Source organism: Streptomyces cupreus, from assembly GCF_014257025.1.
GTDB lineage: Bacteria > Actinomycetota > Actinomycetes > Streptomycetales > Streptomycetaceae > Streptomyces > Streptomyces cupreus.
Genome location: NZ_JACMSF010000009.1, coordinates 79,054 through 97,058, shown reverse-complemented (window position 1 = coordinate 97,058; position 18,005 = coordinate 79,054). Strand labels below are relative to the sequence as shown.

Below are 18,005 nucleotides of genomic sequence, written 5' to 3'. Positions count from 1 at the left end.
GCTCCCGAGCCACACATGAAACCGGCGCCCGGGAGTTAGCAGCTTCCGGGCGCCAGGACCGCCACCGCGAGGGCGCGGATTCATAACCGGGGCGAGTCGGCTGACCTTTTCGACGAGAACGGCCGTCGCACCCCACCTACGAGTGAGGGATTCTCGCATGCCCAAGTCCTGGAGAGGAAGGGCGCTCGCCGCCCAGCCCGCCAAGGCCGTTGAACCCACTGACCGAACTCGCTGGCACCGCCTGGCTGCTCTCCTGGCGGACATGGTGCCGGGTGCCCGCACCATCCGCGTCTCACAGCGGGACCCTGGCCACATATGGCCGAGCCCCTACACCCGCGCGTACGGCGCGCAGGGGCAGCTCATACGCCTCAACCGTGCCCGGTGCCTGACCGTCGCTCGCTGGGTGATCCGCGCCCACCCCGAGCTGAGCTGGGACGGGGCGTACGACCTCGACCTGACCACCGGAGTCCTACGGCCCGCCGCCGAGGCGTACACCGATGCGAGCGGAGAGCGCTGAACGTGGCCAGGATTCGCACCATCAAGCCCGAAGCCTTTGCCTCCGAGTCCCTCGCGGCTGTCTCCCTCACGGCTGAACGGACCTTCTTCGGCCTGTTGACCCAGGCCGACGACCACGGACGCTTCCGCGACCAGCCCGCAGTCCTCGCTGGATTGCTGTGGTCCCTGCGCCCCGAACACGGCCCCGTCGGAGTCGAGGACGATCTGACCCAGCTCGCGTCCGCCGATCTGATCTGCCGCTACGAAGACGATGACGGCAAGCGGTACCTGCACATCGTCACCTGGCGTCTGCACCAGAAGATCAACCGCCCGAGCGGCATCCGCCACCCCGCCTGCCCGCAGCACGACGGCGAACAGCCCACCCCGCATGCGCCGCAGGCTCATGGAACCGTCCCGGGGTCCTCGGTGAAGGCTCCCGGAGGACTCACTGAGGGCTCACGCACTCCTCGTCAGCCCTCGCTGAATCGCAAAACCGCAGGTAGTGACGTACTCAGTGAGCCATCACCGAGCCCTCACGGAGGACGCAGTGAGCTGTCCGTGAGTCCTCACGGTCCGGATCTAGGACCTAGGAACCTGGATCTAGGAACTACTTCTCCTTCGGGGGCTGCAATCGTCCCCGCACCGGAGGCCGTCTCGACCAAGCAGCTCATGGACGAGTACACCGCCGCCTGTGCACACCGCCCGCCCAGCGGAGTGCTCGGCCATCTCGGACGCGAGACGGCCAAGCTCCTCGCGGAGGGCATCGACCCCGCCCACATCCGAGCCGGGCTGGCCCGCCACCGCGCCAAGCTGCTGCACCCCAGCACCCTGCCGAGCCTGGTCCACGAGGCCATGAACGCCACCTCAGCGGGTTTGGTACGGCCGGAATCGCGGCCTAACGTGCCCGCTCACCGGGCCTGGGCCAACCCTGTTGACCCTGCCGCCGCCTACGCCGAGGAGCTGTGATGCGCGACCACGACGCCCAGCCCGTCGGTGGCATCGCCCGCCGCCTGGCGCACATCCTCACCTCCCGGGGCATCGACCTGAACGCCAAGGTCACGGACCCGGTCGAGCCCATCCCAGCCCTCCAGGCTGCGCAGGCCCGTATCCCGGCGCGCTACCGGGCCGCCGTCGCGGACCACCCGGCCGTCGCTGCCTGGGTCCGCGAGGTCGCCCAGGCCGGACGCCCCGGCCCCAAGGGCGCCCCCGGGCTCGCCGAGGGCCGCTCGCTGCTGATCGTCGGCACCACCGGCACGGGCAAGACGTACCAGGCGTACGGCGCGGTCCGCTCGCTGCTGATCGCCGGGGTCCGGCTGCGCTGGAAGGCGACCACGGCCGCCGACCTGTACGCGGAGCTGCGGCCCCGTCCGGGGCACGACGGCGAGCGGGAGCTGATGGACCTGGCCCGCTGCCCTCTGCTGATCATCGACGACCTCGGCGCCGCGAAGAACAGTGAGTGGACCGAGGAGATCACGATGCGGCTCATTAACCGCCGCTACAACGCGATGCTCCCGACGCTGATCACGACCAACCTCGGCATGGCCGACCTGCGCGCCCACATCGGCGACCGCGTCGCCTCCCGGCTCACCGAGATGACCGACAAGGTCATCCTCGACGGCCCGGACCGCAGACGCACCCTCGCAGCCGAGCGTCGTAACACCGCCGCTGCCAGCGCCTGAGTCCCCGCGCCGGCCGTCACTGGCCTGCCTCCTTCACGCACCAACCCCCGGCCCGCGCCTGCCCAAACGCGCCCGGGGGGATACGGAGACCTCCCATGCACAGCCCCGAGACCCAGCAGCCGCGCACCCTTGGCGACAACACCTGGCAGGACCGCGCAGCCTGCCTCTCAACGGCCCACCACCAGGTCGACCCGGAACTCTTCTTCCCCGAGCCCGACGAGATGGACCGCATCCGCGAGGCCAAGGCTCTGTGCGTCCAGTGCCCCGTCCGCAACGTCTGCCTCGACGCGGCCCTCGAAAACGGCGACAGCGTCGGCATCCGGGGCGGCATGACCGAGGAGGAACGAGAGCCCCTGCACAAGAAGTTGGAACAGCGACTCGACTACGCCCGGGTCAACGAAGTCCTGGCCGGACGCGACATCCATCTCACCAAGGCCGAACGCCGGGCCGTCACCCGCATCGCGTACCAGTCCGAACTCCCCGCCTCACGGCTTGCCTGGCTGCTGAAGATCACCGAGGAACACGCCGAGAAGCTCTACCGCCGCACCCGCAGGGAGATCCGAAACCGCGCCGTCGACCAGCAGAAGAAGGCGAGCACTGGCAAGAAGGCGCCCAGGACCCGGACCAAGGCACTGAGTGAAGCCAAGGCCAAGGTCCAGGCTCGAACCGACCTCGGGACGGCCGCGTGAGCCACGACGCGCCGATGCCGGCACGGATCACTGGCTGGGACCGGGCCGCCATCGTCGCCCTCGGCGGTGCAGGATGCGCCCTCTCGTACGACGCCCTGCAGCAGATGGCCATCGCGATCCACGTCCGAGGATTCCTGACCTTCCTCTTTCCCCTGGTGATCGACGGCTTCATCGCCTACGGCGTACGCGCCCTACTGGTCCTGCGCACCGCCCCGCTGGCCGCCCGCTGCTACGTCTGGATGCTCTTCGGCACCGCGACCGCCGCCAGCATCTGGGCCAACGCCCTGCACGCGGTACGCCTCAACCAGCAGCAGCCGACCGGCGGAGGGCTTCGACTCGGTGACCTGACCGTCGGCATCCTGTCCACCCTCGCCCCGCTGGCCCTGGCCGGAGCCGTCCACCTATACATCCTCATCGCCCGCCGGGTCACCGAATCCGCCATCGCCGGACAACCGGAGAGCCCCGGTGTCCACACCGACCGGATCGGCGCTGACCGTCCGGACACCCCTGTCCGCCAGGATGAGCGGCGGCTGGCCCCGGTCACTTCCGGACGACGGCCGGCCCTGTCCGTGCCATCCGCTCTGGAGGCCGGTGCCCGGCCGGACACCGGCCGTCCGGACACGGAAGAACCGGCTGACCGGGAGGACCCGTCCGGCCCGCCGGAAGCGTCCGTGGAGCACGAGCCGGAGCACGCCGGCCGAGGCGCTGACCCGGGTGGAGAGCCGATCACCAGACCGGCTCCGGTCACCGTCCTCCACCTGGCCAAGCCCGCTGCCACCGCACCGGTCACCGGCCGCCGGACAAGCCCCAGCCTCAGTGACCGCAAGCCTGTCCGGGCAACCGACGAGCAACTTCTGGCGATCGGCCGTCGGGCGGTCGCCGAGGCGGGCAACCTCACCCGGCAGATCGTCGGCGACGCCATCCGGGCACAGGGCCACACCCTCGGCAACGACCGCCTGACTGCTCTCATGCAGCGCCTCCGGACGGAGGCGGACACGGGCGCGGACACCGAGATCGGGTGACCGGCCATCACACATGGCCGGTCACCCGGCTTCATTCCCTGGCCGGTCACTCACCCCGCCGTATGACTTCCCGAACGACCCGCACATCGGAGCCACCCTCATGCGAACCACCCCGGCCACCCACGCCGAAGCCGACGCCTGGATCACCGTGCTTCGCCGGTACGGGCACATTCACCGTGCCGAATTCGGGCCGGACGGGGCCTGGACCGTCCAACGCACGGCGGACAGCCTGCCACGAACCCTTCACCATCCGGTCCTCGCCCTCGACTTCGTCGCCGAGATCCTCCACGACGTACGCCACCGCGCTTCCGGGCGGGCCCGATGACCGCCCTCGAATCCTCCGGAACCCACTCTGACCTGGGCGGACCTCACTGCCCGGCACGAAGCCGAGCAAGCTGTAGCTTCCGAAACTCCTCCGCTGCCACGGGCTGCGGAGGAGTTTCGGAAGCGCATGCCCCAGCCCCGGGCGGGGCGGGGGAGGCCCGGCACCAGGGGGTGCCTGGCTCGGAGGCTGCGACCGAGGGCGGATCGCAGCCAGGGGAGGAACCGAACGCGCCCGCCACGTCGCGTACGCGCCCCCGCCTGCGCCAGAGCGTGCACCGTGACCAAGTCCGCAGCGTCCGCCTGACTTCCGACGAACTCGAGCTGGTGAAGCGCGCCGCGGAAGCCGTCGGCCTGAAGACCGCCGGGTTCCTCGCCGACGCCGCGGTCGCGGTCGCCCAGGCCCAAGGAGGTCCCCAGCCATGGCTGTTGGACCAGCGGGGCCGGGTCGAAGAACTGATGGCCGCCAGCGCACAGCTCGCCCGCGTCGGCAACAACCTCAACCAGGTGGCCCGCATCCTCAACTCCGGCGGTCAGGTGGCCTACGCGGACGACGCGATAGCCCGTGTGCTGCGTGCCGCTGACCGGGTTGAGGCCGCCGCGATCGAGATCGCGCGGCGCTGACTGTGGTCCCCGACATCTCCACCGGCAGCCGGACATACGGACTGCTCAACTACCTCTACGGGCCGGGCCGTCGGGACGAGCACACCGACCCGCACCTCGTCGCCTCCTGGATGCCAGGGCTCGCCCCCGACCCCGGACGCGATCCGGCCGCCACGCTCAAGCAGCTCACCGACCGGCTCGACCTGCCCGTGCTCGCCCTCCCGAAGAACCGCCGTCCGGCCCGGCACGTGTGGCACTGCCCCGTCCGCACGGCGCTCGGCGACCGTCACCTCAGCGACGCCGAATGGGCCGAGGTCGCCCGCCGCATCGTCCACGCCACAGGTATCGCCGAGGACGGTGACGCGAAGGCCTGCCGGTGGATTGCCGTACGCCACGCCGACGACCACATCCACATCGTCGCCACCCTCGTCCGCGAAGACGGCCGCCGCCCCCGCCGCCACGAGGACGGCATCCGTGCCCAGGCCGAATGCCGAAAGATCGAGAAGGAGTTCGGCCTGCAGGTCCTCAACGGCGGCGACCGCACCGCCGCCCAGCGCCCCACCAGCGCCGAACGTTCCAAGGCCGAGCGATCCGGCCGTGCCGAGACTCCCCGCGAGACGCTGCGGGAGAGCGTTCGCCACGCCCTGGCCGGAGCCGCCAGCGAGGAGGAGTTCTTCCACCGCCTCGCCGAGGCCGGCCTCAGGGTCGAAAAACGCGTCGCCCCGTCCGGCGACACCCTCGGATACAAGGTTGCCCTCCCCGGCGACCGCAACCGCGACGGCGAACCCGTCTGGTTCTCCGGCTCGAAACTCGCCCCGGACCTCTCCCTCCCCAGGATCCGCCAGCGCCTCGACGCCGGACGACCCGACGACGAACCCGTCACCGACCATGTCGGCGAACGAGCACCTCGCGCTGCGCGCGCCCGACGCCAGGCAGCCCCGATCGCCGAACGGGCGGCATCGATCCTCGACGGGAACGACGACGAAGACTCCGCCGCGCAACTGGCCGGCGTCGGCGAAATCCTCGACGCACTCGCTCAGACCGCCCCGGCCTCAACCCGCAAGGAACTCGCCGAGGCCGCTCGCACCTTCGAACGCGCCACCCGCTCCCACATCCGCGCCGAGCGCGCCGACAACCGAGCCATCCGCTCCGCCGCCCGCGGCATCATCCGCGCCGGCAACGCCCTCGGTAAAGGCGAAGACGGCGGCACCACCGCGATGCTCCTGTCCACGATGGTCCTCGTCACCATCGCCGCCGTGCGCTGGCACTCCGCCCGCGGCCACGCCCAGCAGGCAGCCGCTGCTCAACGAGCTGCGCAACACCTGCGCAGCGCCTACCGATCAGCCGCCGCTGCCCCCATGCACACGATGCGCGAGCACGGCCGCCGCCTCCCCGAACCCGTACGAGAGCGGTACGCCGGCACCCTCGAAACCGCCCTGCCCGAGCAGGCCGACTCCGTACGCCGCGAGCCCGGCTGGGACGCCCTCGCCGCGACCCTGGACCAGGCCGAGCGTGCGGGACACGACCCCGATGCCTTGCTCCAGCAGGCCATCGAATGGCGCGAACTGGACACCGCGGACAGCGTCACCGACGTCCTCGTCTGGCGACTGCGACGCATCGGCAAACTCCCGGCCACCATGGACCCGCCCCGTGCCCGTACGAACGCGCGGGCAGCGCAATCACGCTCCCACCCGTCCCCGCCACAGGCGCCCGAGACGCCGGCCGAGACCCGCCATGTCGCCCCTCGCTCCCGAGGACCGATGCGCTGAGCAGCACAAAGAGCTGGACACCGACCGCCAGCGCCTGTTAGGGCTGGTTGATATGGAGAAGGAGACGATGCAGATCCTCAGCGAAGGCCTCCATCCTCAGAGAACCGTTCTGCCGGAGACGGCCCTCGGCGACGATCCTCTGCTGCGGCTCCAGCAGGAGATGCGGCTCGGCGACGGCAACATCGGTCTCCGGGCCACCACCCATCCCGAGGAAATCGTCATCACCGGTATCCCCGTGATGTGCCCGCAGTGCGGCGCTCGGCGCGACTGGATGGTCGTCTGCGACCGCAACGAGATCAGCATCCGCTGCCGCTGCGCGCATCAGTGGGTCGAGTGCGAACTGACCCGAGCGGACTACGAGGCGATGATCGACGTCGGAGGGCAGGACTACCCGAGCCTGGAGGCTGCGGCCCAGGCCGCGGGCTACGACGGCACGCTCGTCGGCGTCTATCTGACCGAGCCCAGGCCCGAATAGGGCCTGCGACCAGGCGCCGTAGACGCCGCCCGGTGGCGCATGCACTCAGGCTCATGAGGTTCCCTGAGAACGACCAGCTCTCGCTTAACCCGCGTTTGATCACAACCGCAGACAGCCCCTAGCACTCGCCTCTGACAATTCGGGCTGCCGACGAGCTTCTTTCGGTCGTCCCGCCGTTCACCACATCTGAGGGTGCCCGGACGTCGCAGGGGACCGAGCGGGCCCCACCCCCTCTCGCATCGACATGTGGGCTGTCAAGGAATTGGCCGGAAAACGTGGCTGGTGCCCCCTTCCGGACACACTGATGAGCACGATTCCCGGCAGGCACGCACAGGCATGCCGGTTCAGCGAGGGGGGAACGGCCATCACACCGATGAAAGGCAGCGGATCAGGGGTGGGGTTCGGGGACGCGATCACCGCCCTGACACGCCGGCGGATCGAGATCTTCGACGGAGCGGGAGGAGACTGGCGCTTCGCCGAGAGCCTGAAGTCCGTCAGCGAGGACACGGCCCAGGAGTACGAGGGCCGCACGATCCTGGAGCTCATCCAGAACGGACACGATGCCCTGGCCGCGGGGGGCACCGGCAGGATCGCTGTGCTGGCCACGCGCCACCAGGACGGCGGCGGTGTCCTGTATGTCGCCAACGAAGGCAGCGGATTCACCGTGGAGAACTTCAAGGCCATCACCGAATTGGCCCTCTCCAGCAAGGGAGCCGGTGAGGGCATCGGCAACAAGGGGCTCGGCTTCCGCAGTGTGCTGCAGCTGACCGACTGGCCGGAGATCTACTCCAAGGCGTCGCCCGCCTCCGACTCGTTCGACGGCTATTGCTTCCGTTTCGCCCGACCGGACGACATCCACGCCGTCGTCAACGACCCGGCCCTCGCCGCCCGGGTGATCAAGGACGTCTCCCCGCTGGCACTGCCGGTGCCCGCCGAGGCCGCTGACCCCGTGCTCAAGGAACTCGCCACGGACGGCTACGCGACCGTCGTACGACTGCCGCTGCGCAACGACCACGCCTGGAGCCTCGTCGTGGCGCAGGCCGAGAACGTGGTGGACGACGAGGCGCCCCTGCTGCTCTTCCTCGACCGCGTACGGGAACTGGTCGTGGAGATCCGTGACGGGGCCGAGGGCGGCACACGACATGTGCTGTCACGTGCCCAACGCCCCTGCGACCTGGTCGCGTCCCGGACCGCGGACTGGATCAGCGAGGTCGACCTCGGTGATGCCGGGCGGTATCTGCTGGCACGGCGGACCCTGGACGCCGAGGCGCTGCGCGTGGCGATCGAGCGCAGCGTCGACGTCCACGGGATCGACGCGAAATGGCTGGACTGGCAGGGCGAGGCGTGGGTAGGTGTCGCGCTCCGACTGGACCGGCCGCTGTCGCGGAACGGCCGGATGTACACCTTCATCCCGATGTCGGAGGCGTCCTCCGCGCCGTTCCCGGGCCACGCCCACGCGCCGTTCTTCACCAAGCTCGCCCGGCTCGACATCAGCGAGGCGGTGGCCCTCAACGATCTGCTGCTCGACCAACTGGCGGTTCTCTGCGCGGAATCGGCCAGACGCCTGCGTACCGAGACCCCGCACGCCCGTGCCGGGGACCTCGTCCTCGACCTCATGTGCTGGGACACCCCGGCCCGCCTCGGCAAGGCGGTGGACGGGCGGCTCGCCGTCGAGCCGTTCCTCCCCCTGGAGGGCGGGGAGTCCTGGGGCACCCTGCGGGACACCTACGCCTGGCCGGACGGCCGACGCCCTTGGCGCGTCCTCACCGCCGGGGCGCTCGCCCGGGCCGGAGCCCATCTGCTGGCCGCCTCCGCAGGGCCAGGTCCGGCACGCCCGCGCCGACCGGCTGGCCAAGGCGGTCGTCTCCCGGGCCCTGCGTCCTCCGCTGGTCAGGACCGCCGACTGGGCTGAGGCGGTGGCCGAGGAGATCCGGGCAGAAGGTAGCGAGTCGCCGAGCCCGCGCTGGGCGGACTTTTACAACGACCTGGCCCAGGCCTTCACCGGCCAGCACACCGTGCTGCGGGGCCGGCGGATCGTCCTCGACCAGGACGGCGGCCTGCGGCCTGCGCTCGGCGGTGCGGCGGAGCAGGGAAGGAAGGGCCAGATGGAGGGCACCGTCTTCTTCCACCCCGGGGACGAGCACGACGACGCCGGCACCCGCGTCCCCGGCGATCTCAAGGCGCTGCGCCGCCGTATCGCCTTCACCCACCCCGACATCACCTGGGAGAGCCCCGGACGGGACTTCCTGCTGCGGGGCGGGCTGGTCCGCTCCTACCAGCTGGACCAGGTCCTCGACGCGCTGCACGACCTGCTCGGGGCACGGCCCTCGGAGGCCCTCAGCCGCGACGCCCTCACCTTCGCCCTGCGGCAGTTCCCGGCGCTCACGCCGGGGCAGCGCGACCGACTGTCGCGGATCCCCTTCCGGGTGCCGCTCGCAGACGGCGGCTGGGCGAGGGCGGCACGCTGCTCGTACTCACCGGGCTGGGGCACCGAAGGCGCGCAGCGGCTGGAGAGGTTCCTCAAAGCGGGCGGTTCCCGGATCCCCGAGCTGGCGGACCAGCGGCGGCACTGGATCAGCGGCCCCGACGACTGGCCCGCGCCGGTCCGGGACCGGGAGGCGTACCTCGAATTCCTCACGGCCGTCGGCGTGGTCGACGGACTGCGGCTGTCCGTTGTCGGGGACCGCCTGGGAGCCCAGCAGGGGAACGATCTGGCACCCCGTGTCCTGGCCCAGCGGTTCGGCCTCGGCGACGACTTGGGGCCTGTGTGGACGGCGGACGTACGGTCCCGGTGGACCAAGTTCGCCCACCCGTGGACGCCCTACGCGTTCCAGCGGCCACTGGCCCATCTCCCGGGAGCGACCGAGGTGGCGGACCTCGGCCCCACCACACGGCGGGAGTTCGCCGAACTGCTCATCCTGGGGTTCCGCACCTGGGGCGACGAGGTCTTCGACGTCACCGTGTACCGGCCCGAGCACCCGCATAAGAGGGACGAGCACTCCTGGCCCACACCGTTCGCGTCCTTCCTCCGCCGCACGGCCTGGCTTCCGGTGGAGGACGCCGAGTCGGACGGCCCGGCCTTCGTCACCCCCGGCGAGGCGTGGTTCAGCACCGACGGGGAACTACCCGGCTTCGTCCCCTCGTTGCCGCTGCCGACCCGGCGGCTTCTCACCGACAAGGCTGCGGCCGCGAGGCTCCGCCGGTGCGGGCTGCGGAGCTGGGAGGCCCCTCGGCACGCCGGAGCGGCCGTCAAGCACCTCGGCGAGATCCTCCACCGGGGAGACGTGCCGACGCACCTCAGCGTCTCCTTCAAGAAGCACTACGGGCGGGCGTGGTCGCACCTCGCGCAGAACACCCGCTGGCCGTGGCTCACCGGCGAGGAGGTACGGCTCGTGGTCAGTCGCGGCAACGCCCTCGGCACCTTCGTACCGACGGCCGAGGACGTGCCCGTGCACGTCTGCGACGAGCAGGCGCCGCTGAAGGAGGCACTCGTCGAACTGGCGGGCCATCCCGTCCTGGTCGCCGGACCGGAGAGCGGGGACGCCATCGTGGAGATGGCCGACGCGCACGGCATCCGTACCCTGCGCACGTCGGCGACCGATGTGCAGGTCCGCGACCGCGACGGCGAACCGATCACGCCGACCGGACACGCCGACACGCTCATCGACGGCAGGGAATGGCTCGTCACGGTGGTGGCTTTGGCCGTGGAACTGAAGTCCGGGTCGTTCCTGCGCCGCAGCGAGCGCGGTGTGCGGGCTCTGCTGGAGCGGCTGCGCACCGTGCGCGTCGTCCGGGCCGACGCTGTGGAGGTCGTCATCTCGGGCGTGCTCACCGAACCACCGCCCACCACCCGCGCGCTGCCGCTGCCGGACGCCGACCATCCCACGGTCGTCGTCTGGCACAGCGAGGAGGGCTGGGACGAACTGCAGGCGTGCACGTCCGCGCTCGCCCAACTGCTGGGCAGGCCGGGGCTGCAGGACGCGCTGGAGCTGGTCCTGGTCAAGCTGGAACGGCAGCTCGACACCCATGATCCTGAAAGGATCGACGACCGCACCCTGGCGATGGCACTGGACACGACCGAGGCCAAGGTCGCCGAGATCAGACGCAATCTCACGGGAGACGTGCACGACACGGTACGGCTGCTGCGCCCGGCCCTGTGCTGTCTCCTCGGCCCCGCATGGGACGAGGAAGCGGCGCGGGCGCTCGACCGCGCGGCAGGCGAGGACGAACTCGTCCAGATCGTCGGCCGGTTCACCGTCTCGCTGACCGTGCCGGCCGCCGAACTCGTCGCCTTCGCCCGCTCCTGCACCACACCGGCCGAACTCCGCGACGAACTGGGCCTGGACTTCCAGCGGTTCAACGAGGCGCTCACCACGCTCGGCCCCGGCTACGCCCCCTACTCCCACCCCGATCTCCACGAGCAGGCCTTCGGTGACTTCGTACGCGGCCACGCCGGCACCCTGGTGGACCGGCTGCGGGAACGGTACGTGGCGGCGGCCCGCGACGGCGCGGACCTCTCCGCGTACGCCGGGGCCCGTCGACTCCACGACCTGCTGCCGGACCCCGACTGGCTGCCCCGGTTCGTCACCCCGCCCGAGGACGAGATGCGGGCCAGGGCTCAGGCCTGGCTGCGTTCGCACGGCGCCGACGACGATCTCGGCCGAACCACCGATCTCCCGCCCGTCGACCGGCTCCGCGAACTCAACACCGCCGCACTGGACCCCCTGGTTCCGGCGCTGGCCCGGCTGGTGTCCGCCTGGTGCCGCCGGCGCGGAGCACCCGTACCGACCGGCTGGCAGGGCGCGCCCCTGCTGGAGGCGCGGACCTTCCTCGATGGCTCCGGTCTGAGCGACCTCATCGAGCTGAGCGAGGGACAACTGCTCGACGTGGTGCGGCGCGGTGTGGGCTGGCCGACCGGCATGCCGCTCACCGCCGACGCGGGGCTCCTCGGCCTCACCCCCGCCGACCTGGCGCCCCGGACCGGACTGGCGCAGGGCACCGCCGGATCACGCGGGGTGGGCCCGGCCACGATCATGATCGGCGAGAAGGAGGTCGCCGTGGGACGCGACCACTTCTCCGCCATCGCGGACCTAGCCTCCAGGACTGTCGACGAGGCGTTCCTCGCCCAGTCCGGCAAGGTACGCCTGGACACGGTCGCGCCGGTGCCCCAGCTCGGGCGGGGTGGGAGTTCCGGCACGTCGCGGGTGGTCGTGGCCCGTCTGCACCAGGTGAGTGAGGACCAGCGGTCGGCCATCGGTCTGGTCGGGGAGGTCGTGGCACGGGCCTGGCTCCAGCGCCATTACCCCGAGGTGCGCTGGCGGTCGGGGTACGCCGCGGTCATCAACGGCGACCGGGAGGCATCGGACAGCCTGGGGTATGACTTCGAGGTCGCCTGGCGTGACACCACACGGTTGTACGAGGTGAAGGCGCTGAGCGAACCCGTCGGCGAGCGCGTGGAGTTCGAGCTCGGGCCGTCCGAGGTGGATGCCGCGCGCACCCACGCGCGTGGCGGTCGGTACCGGATCCTGCTGATCACCGCCGCTCTGGACCCGGAGCACCGTCAGGTGTTCGAGCTGCCCAACCCGTTCTCGGCGGCCGGTCGCGAGCGGTTCCGGATCGTGGGCAAGGGGCTGCGCTATCAGTGCTCGCCGCTGCGGAACAGCCGACGGCCGTGAGCTGAAGCGCACGATGTCCCGAGTGCCGGGGAGCGGCCGGTCCCGCGGCGGGTTTGACCTCCGAGATTCACCTGGCCGCCGACCGGCGCTGTCGGCCGATGGCGATCGTCCTGACCGCCGGGCAGGCCGCCGACAGCCCTCAGTCCATCCCGGTACTGAACAACGTGCGGGTCCGTCTGCCGGTCAGCCGTCCCCGCACCCGGCCCACCGCCGTGGCGGGGCGACAAGGCCTACTCCTCCCACGCCCACCGCGCCCACCTGCGCAAACGCCGCATCAAGGCGGTCATCCCGGAGAAGAAGGACCAGGCTGCCAACCGCAACAAGGCGACTGCTATCTGCGCGGGTTGATGCTGGATGGGCGACGCAAGTCGATCCAGGCGATGGCTGCTTGGCTGCCGGATGGCAACGAGCAGAACCTGCAGCAGGAAGTCGAGGTCGAAGCGCGACAGGTCCTGGGTGGCGCGCACATCGAGGACGGTCCGGCCGAGCAGCCGTCCGGTGCGGAAGGAGTAGCCGTCCCGGACGTCCTAGTGCAGCACGTCGATGCCGCCGTTGCCGTCCTGTGGGAAGCACGGGTCTCCCATCCCGCTCGCACCGGGCGTCGGGGCCCGCTCGGCCACCGCGGGTCCGGCCGGCAACGACCAGGCCAGCGTCAGCCCAAGCAGGGGCGGGACGAGCCCGGTACGGAGGATCACTCCGGAAACCTACGGCACCGCTGGGCCCCTCAACGCGGGCCCACTTTATTCGGTTGCCGCTCCCCGTGTCCGCCCTCACCATGGGCGAGACACCGGGAGCTGCCCAGTGCTCCACGAGAGGAGGCACGACCGTGACTACGACTGTCCTCGGCCTGCCCGCAGACCGACTCCCTCTCGCCTCATGGAGCACCTCCAGCGATGTCTCGCGACGATCTCTCGCAGCACTCTCAGCACCCGGCATTTCCTGACGACTTCATCACCGACCCCTACCGCTACGTCGCGCCGCCGGACGACCTGGGCGACGTCGACGACCGGTTCGTCTTCGACTTCCGTTCCTACGACGACCTCGAGGACGGCCAGCGCTGGTCGACCTGGCTCAGCGTCGAACCCCTCTGCCGAGGCCCCGAGCCGCTACCGGACTGGGTGGTGACCTCGCAGGGCGCGATCGACACGGAGCTCGGCGTCCTAAAGACCGGCAAGGAGGCCGACGTCCACCTCGTCGAGCGCGCCGACCCGCTTGACCCCGCCGCCGGCGTGGTCATGGCGGCGAAGCGGTACCGCTCTCCCGAGCGCCGGACCTTCCACCGCGCCGCGTCCTACACCGAGGGCCGCTCGATGAAGCGCTCACGTGACGAGCGGGCCATCAAGCGGAAGAGCACCTTCGGTCGGCAGGTCGCGGCCGGCGAGTGGGCGGTGTCCGAGTGGGGTGCGCTGGTGCGGCTCTGGAACCTCGGGCTGCCGGTTCCCTACCCGGTCCAGATCGACGGCACCGAGATCCTGATGGAGTGGATCACCGTCGTCGACGAGGACGGCGCCTTAGCGACCGCGCCCCGGCTCGCCCAGACCCGACCCTCACCCGAACTGCTGGCGGCCTACTTCGAGCAACTCACCGATGCGCTCGCGACGATGGTGCAGAGCGGCCTCGTGCACGGCGACCTCTCGGCGTACAACATCCTGGCGGCGGGCGAGCGGCTGGTCATCATCGACCTGCCACAGATCGTCGACCTGGTCGGCAACCTCAACGGGATGACCTTCCTCCAGCGGGACTGCGCCAACATCTGCCGCTGGTTCCGCTCGCGGGGCCTCGAGGTCGACGAGCACACGCTGTTCGTGGAGCTGATGGCGCACGCCTTCTGAACCGTGCGGGCTAGTGCTTTTGACCGATTAGGTTCACCGGCTTGGTCAGGCTGCGGCAGCGGAGAGGGCGTCCACCCCAACGGATGCCCTTCTCGCTCACGCCACGTTGCGTTGCAGGGGTCACCATTTCGAGCCCCTCCAGTGGCCGCCCGTCGGGGGATAGGCGAACCCGCCCGGCCGGTGTTTGCGCAGGTCAGCGGGTGCCCCTCCGAAAGCTCAAGAGGTTTCGGGAATTCGAGTGAGGGGAGAGAGCAGCAGCCACAGGGGGGTGGCGGTGCGTGAGGTGGTGATGCTGATTCGTTTGCCCGAAATATGTCGGGGCCCAGCCCTACAATCGGCCGGGGTGTCGAGTCCGGTCGAGGGGGCTGCACGAAGTGTCGCTGAGCGATGAGTCCGAAGAGATCGTCGTCCGTGTGGCGGAGGACCGAGCCGTCGTGATCGGTGCCCCCTCCGAGACGAAGCGTTCACGTTGGGGGCGCTGGGTTGCCGACCTCACCTCCGGCGAATGGGCGGCTCTCGTGCGGACACTGGACCCTGCGGTCCGGTCCTTCATTGAGTCTCAGCGTCTGACCGCCCGTCTGGTCGAACTCGACCAGACCTCTCGCGAGGTGATGAGGGTCGGCAAAGTGATCACCGAGGGAGGGGGTTGGATCCAGAGCGCTATCCGTAGCGACCGAGGCCGAGTGACGCGTCTGATGCGTATCCGTCCCGCCACGGGTGTCGCCGCCATGTCAGGTGGGGCGGCCATCTTGGGTGCCATCGCGGCTCAAGCGCAGACGGCCGAGATGGCCCGGGATATCAAGGCCATCCGGCAGGGGCTGGACGAGATCCGCGAGCACCTGCGGACCGACCAGACCGGTGCTGTCGAGAATGCCGTCGAGCAGGTCGAGGATCTGGTCGCGCGGCTACGTGCTCACGGCGAGCGCGGCGTCGAGGCGAGCGACTTCTCGGTCGCAAGGAACAGCCTGGGTGATGCGAGGCACAAGTGCCTTCACCATCTCCAGGATGCGGTCTCGAGGCTGGAGAACGCCGAGCAGAGGTCCCCACGTAAGGCGGAGAAGAGCCTGAGTGAGGAGGCGGTGGAAGAGGCGATGCTGTACCTCGATCTGATGGCGAAGTGCTACGCGGCCACGGTCCAGTTCGGACTCGCCGAGATCGCCTTCGAGTATCACAAGAAGAAGCCTGACGTGGCCAGGACGCTGGCCGAGCGCATCACTCAGTCCACCGCGGAGCTCCGTACTGAGATCGAGGACGTCCATGGCCGGCTCGGCCGGCTTGACGAGAGCATCCGTGCCCAGTTCCGGCCCGCCTCGAAGAACGTGAGCTTGCCGTCTTCGGCGGTAGACACAGTAATCGCGGCAACTGCTTCGGCCACCGCGAAAGCGCTGGCAGGAAAGTCCGTGACCCTAGGTCGACTTCGTGGAACCTCGATCTCGCTCCCCGCGACTTCTATCGCCGTTGGTGCTGGCGCACTGCTCCTCGGCGACGCCGTGGCTCAGTCCCGTGCTGTGAAGAAGCTGGACGAACGCCTGGGACAGCTCGCGGAAGCCAGTGGCAGAAGCTCCCAAACCCTCCACCAGGCGGCACCGAGCCTTGAAATGCTCCGAACCCTGACCGAAGAGCTTGCCGGACCCGACAAGTGAGTTCACTGGACTAGGCGCCTTCGGCCTGATGCCAGAGGCGGAAGCCCCGGGCCTGTTCCGCGCGGCTGCGGAACTCCGCGGCCCGCCTCATGCGGTTCGTGACTCTGCCTTGGAACTTCCGCACGTACTACAGACAGTACTAGCCCACTCAGGGGCAAGAAGGCACTCGGTCGTCCGAGACAGGACTGCGATGTCCCAACGCCACTAGGGCTGCCCCATCTTGGGGGAGCCCTCGGAAGTTCGTGGCGAGCGGATCGTCAGCGGGTCGCCAGGTGGTTGGCGACGTGGAGCGCGTCGGTGGCGATGGACAGCGCGGTGTGAAGCCCAATGACCTCGTGAAGGGTGGGGTGTACGACGGCGGTCCAGTCGCCGTGGAGGTCCGGCCAGCTGGCGAGGAGGACCTCTGCCGAGGCCAGACGGAGGTGAGCGGTCACATCCATTCCGTCTCCGAGGCTGGGCTCCCAGCTGAGCAGGATGGAGCCGGGATGGAGACGCTCGGGCTCCAGGTCGCTGATCCACACCGTGTGGATCGGCTGGGTGGGATGAGGAGGCACGCAGCGCAGGAGTGCGCCGCGCACCGACGGTGGCATGCGGTGATGGACCAGGTCACTGAGGAGCAGGTGTTGCGAGGAGTCGGAGGAATTGATCGGCGAAGCAGCGGGACGTGTACGCGGGTGGCACGTCATACGGAGGCCCAGTCCAGCTGGTTGCGGACGGCGGGCGGCAGCACGCCCTCCTGGCCGTTTTCAGCGATGTAGACGGCTCCGTTCGATCCGGTGATCTCCACGATGCGGCCGATGCGGTGGGCGTAGGGCCAGTCGGGGTTGATGGCGAGGCACACGGGCAGGTCGGGGTCGAAGGTCTGGAGCTGATGAACCAGTTGGCCAACGGTGATCTTGGAGGGCAAGACAGTCTCCTGGGCGATGAGAGTGCGGAGCGGGTGTCACACGCAGGTGCAGTAACGGGTAGGGAGGGCGATCAGAGCGGCGAGGAATCCGGCGACGGCCTGTGCCGGGGTATCCGGTCCGAAGGTCTGGCGCCAGGCCCTGGTGCCGTCGTTGTCCGTGACGTGGATGTGCCACAGCTCACCGCGGACTGCCTCCCGGCTTTCGGGGAGAAAGCCCACGTACACGCGTCGGTCGGGGCTGGAGCAGTGGACGTTGCAGTCCAGGTCGGTGACGACGTCCCATCCCTGGTCCTTGAGAAGGTCGGTCACGGGTCGGGCGCAGTGGCATTCGAGGAGCCACTCACGCTCGCCGAGGGTGGGCGGAGGAAGTTCTGCGAGAGGCCGGAGCGTGGTTGTGGCGGTGAGCGTCACGAACAGAGAACCCTTCGTTGACCTGCGGTTTTTCCGGGCTCCCGTACGTTGACATGGTCTTGGGCGGTGTCTCCAGTCGTTGCCCGCGGTGTGCGTCTGCCGTGGGCGAACTGGCCGCGGATGCGAGGACTGCTGTCCGTCCAACGCGGAATGAAACGGTCATCCGCTCAGCTGGTGCGGGAGCGGCCGTTCGCGGGGCCGGGTGGAGAGAAGAGGAGGAGCTGGCTTGAGCAGTGGGGAGATTCGCGCGTACGACGAGGCGGTCGACGACGTCGAGGCAGCGTCGTTGGGTCGGTCCCGAATGGCTGATGGGCGGCGGATCGAGCTGAGGGTGGGGGAACTGGCGCGGCGGGTGGACGCCGAGGCCGACGGTTCCATGTGAGCGGATCGGTACGAGTGGCGCGGCAGGCGCGGAGACGCCGGGTGCCTCTGGCCCGCTCGAACGCGTAATTCGCACATCGCCTGGGTGCCTTGTCTGAGCCCC

At 69.9% G+C, this 18,005-nt stretch carries 18 protein-coding genes and 2 pseudogenes; 16 read left to right on the top strand and 4 right to left on the bottom strand.

The window, feature by feature from the left end:
• The first annotated feature begins 157 nt into the window (after nucleotides 1–157).
• From H4N64_RS11225 to H4N64_RS11170, 13 genes and pseudogenes are all read left to right on the top strand, one after another.
• A complete protein-coding gene (locus H4N64_RS11225; protein WP_418896257.1) occupies nucleotides 158–517 on the top strand; it encodes a hypothetical protein in 360 nt (119 codons plus the stop codon).
• A gap of 2 nt (nucleotides 518–519) precedes the next feature.
• The gene (locus H4N64_RS11220) at nucleotides 520–1,461 is read left to right on the top strand and encodes a hypothetical protein (RefSeq protein WP_186282079.1); all 942 of its coding nucleotides are present in this window, start codon (nucleotides 520–522) and stop codon (nucleotides 1,459–1,461) included.
• Entirely contained in the window at nucleotides 1,461–2,174 is a 714-nt protein-coding gene (locus H4N64_RS11215) for an ATP-binding protein (protein ID WP_186282078.1), read from the top strand. The genes H4N64_RS11220 and H4N64_RS11215 overlap by 1 nt, the downstream gene beginning before the upstream one ends.
• A 95-nt stretch (nucleotides 2,175–2,269) precedes the next feature.
• Nucleotides 2,270–2,863: a WhiB family transcriptional regulator gene (locus H4N64_RS11210; RefSeq protein WP_186282077.1), complete on the top strand. Its 594-nt coding sequence runs from the start codon at nucleotides 2,270–2,272 to the stop codon at nucleotides 2,861–2,863.
• Complete coding sequence (locus tag H4N64_RS11205; protein ID WP_472910303.1) at nucleotides 2,860–3,885, top strand: DUF2637 domain-containing protein; 1,026 nt, start codon at nucleotides 2,860–2,862, stop codon at nucleotides 3,883–3,885. Before H4N64_RS11210 ends, H4N64_RS11205 begins: the two co-directional genes overlap by 4 nt.
• Before the next feature lie 100 nt (nucleotides 3,886–3,985).
• The gene (locus H4N64_RS11200) at nucleotides 3,986–4,210 is read left to right on the top strand and encodes a hypothetical protein (protein WP_186282076.1); all 225 of its coding nucleotides are present in this window, start codon (nucleotides 3,986–3,988) and stop codon (nucleotides 4,208–4,210) included.
• A gap of 269 nt (nucleotides 4,211–4,479) precedes the next feature.
• Nucleotides 4,480–4,830 carry a plasmid mobilization protein gene (locus H4N64_RS44930; protein ID WP_336246680.1) on the top strand — a complete coding sequence of 117 codons (351 nt, stop codon included), beginning with the start codon at nucleotides 4,480–4,482 and terminating at the stop codon, nucleotides 4,828–4,830.
• 2 nt (nucleotides 4,831–4,832) lie between these two features.
• A complete protein-coding gene (locus H4N64_RS11190) occupies nucleotides 4,833–6,578 on the top strand; it encodes a relaxase/mobilization nuclease domain-containing protein (RefSeq protein WP_186282074.1) in 1,746 nt (581 codons plus the stop codon).
• 67 nt (nucleotides 6,579–6,645) lie between these two features.
• A complete protein-coding gene (locus H4N64_RS11185) occupies nucleotides 6,646–7,053 on the top strand; it encodes a hypothetical protein (RefSeq protein WP_186282073.1) in 408 nt (135 codons plus the stop codon).
• A 394-nt stretch (nucleotides 7,054–7,447) separates the two neighbouring features.
• Nucleotides 7,448–8,965, top strand: a complete 1,518-nt coding sequence (locus tag H4N64_RS11180) for a sacsin N-terminal ATP-binding-like domain-containing protein (RefSeq protein WP_186282072.1) — start codon at nucleotides 7,448–7,450, stop codon at nucleotides 8,963–8,965.
• 4 nt (nucleotides 8,966–8,969) lie between these two features.
• Nucleotides 8,970–12,728, top strand: a complete 3,759-nt coding sequence (locus H4N64_RS11175) for a hypothetical protein (RefSeq protein ID WP_186282071.1) — start codon at nucleotides 8,970–8,972, stop codon at nucleotides 12,726–12,728.
• A gap of 34 nt (nucleotides 12,729–12,762) precedes the next feature.
• Nucleotides 12,763–13,061, top strand: a pseudogene (locus H4N64_RS46720) (transposase); the annotation flags it as partial.
• Nucleotides 13,040–13,159, top strand: a pseudogene (locus H4N64_RS11170) (transposase); the annotation flags it as partial. The pseudogenes H4N64_RS46720 and H4N64_RS11170, both read left to right, overlap by 22 nt.
• A gap of 96 nt (nucleotides 13,160–13,255) precedes the next feature.
• On the opposite strand, the gene H4N64_RS11165 reads toward H4N64_RS11170, so the two are convergent.
• Nucleotides 13,256–13,423 (bottom strand): hypothetical protein, encoded by a 168-nt coding sequence (locus H4N64_RS11165; protein WP_186282070.1) that lies wholly within the window; start codon nucleotides 13,421–13,423, stop codon nucleotides 13,256–13,258.
• Between the two features lie 198 nt (nucleotides 13,424–13,621).
• Between H4N64_RS11165 and H4N64_RS11160 the strand changes: the two genes are divergently transcribed.
• Together H4N64_RS11160 and H4N64_RS11155 are read left to right on the top strand one after the other, a co-directional pair.
• On the top strand, nucleotides 13,622–14,560 hold the full coding sequence (locus H4N64_RS11160) for a serine protein kinase RIO (RefSeq protein ID WP_186282069.1): 939 nt from the start codon (nucleotides 13,622–13,624) through the stop codon (nucleotides 14,558–14,560).
• Between the two features lie 374 nt (nucleotides 14,561–14,934).
• Nucleotides 14,935–16,203: a hypothetical protein gene (locus tag H4N64_RS11155; protein ID WP_186282068.1), complete on the top strand. Its 1,269-nt coding sequence runs from the start codon at nucleotides 14,935–14,937 to the stop codon at nucleotides 16,201–16,203.
• A 257-nt stretch (nucleotides 16,204–16,460) separates the two neighbouring features.
• On the opposite strand, the gene H4N64_RS11150 is transcribed toward H4N64_RS11155, so the two are convergent.
• The 3 genes from H4N64_RS11150 to H4N64_RS46335 all read right to left on the bottom strand — a co-directional run bounded on the left by H4N64_RS11150 (nucleotide 16,461) and on the right by H4N64_RS46335 (nucleotide 17,419).
• On the bottom strand, nucleotides 16,461–16,781 hold the full coding sequence (locus H4N64_RS11150) for an esterase (protein ID WP_336246679.1): 321 nt from the start codon (nucleotides 16,779–16,781) through the stop codon (nucleotides 16,461–16,463).
• A 104-nt stretch (nucleotides 16,782–16,885) separates the two neighbouring features.
• A complete protein-coding gene (locus H4N64_RS11145) occupies nucleotides 16,886–17,110 on the bottom strand; it encodes a hypothetical protein (RefSeq protein ID WP_186282066.1) in 225 nt (74 codons plus the stop codon).
• A gap of 36 nt (nucleotides 17,111–17,146) precedes the next feature.
• Complete coding sequence (locus H4N64_RS46335; protein ID WP_186282065.1) at nucleotides 17,147–17,419, bottom strand: DUF317 domain-containing protein; 273 nt, start codon at nucleotides 17,417–17,419, stop codon at nucleotides 17,147–17,149.
• A gap of 328 nt (nucleotides 17,420–17,747) precedes the next feature.
• Here H4N64_RS46335 and H4N64_RS11135 point away from each other — a divergent pair, with 328 nt between their 5' ends.
• On the top strand, nucleotides 17,748–17,903 hold the full coding sequence (locus H4N64_RS11135) for a hypothetical protein (protein ID WP_186282191.1): 156 nt from the start codon (nucleotides 17,748–17,750) through the stop codon (nucleotides 17,901–17,903).
• Nucleotides 17,904–18,005: the final 102 nt, after the last annotated feature.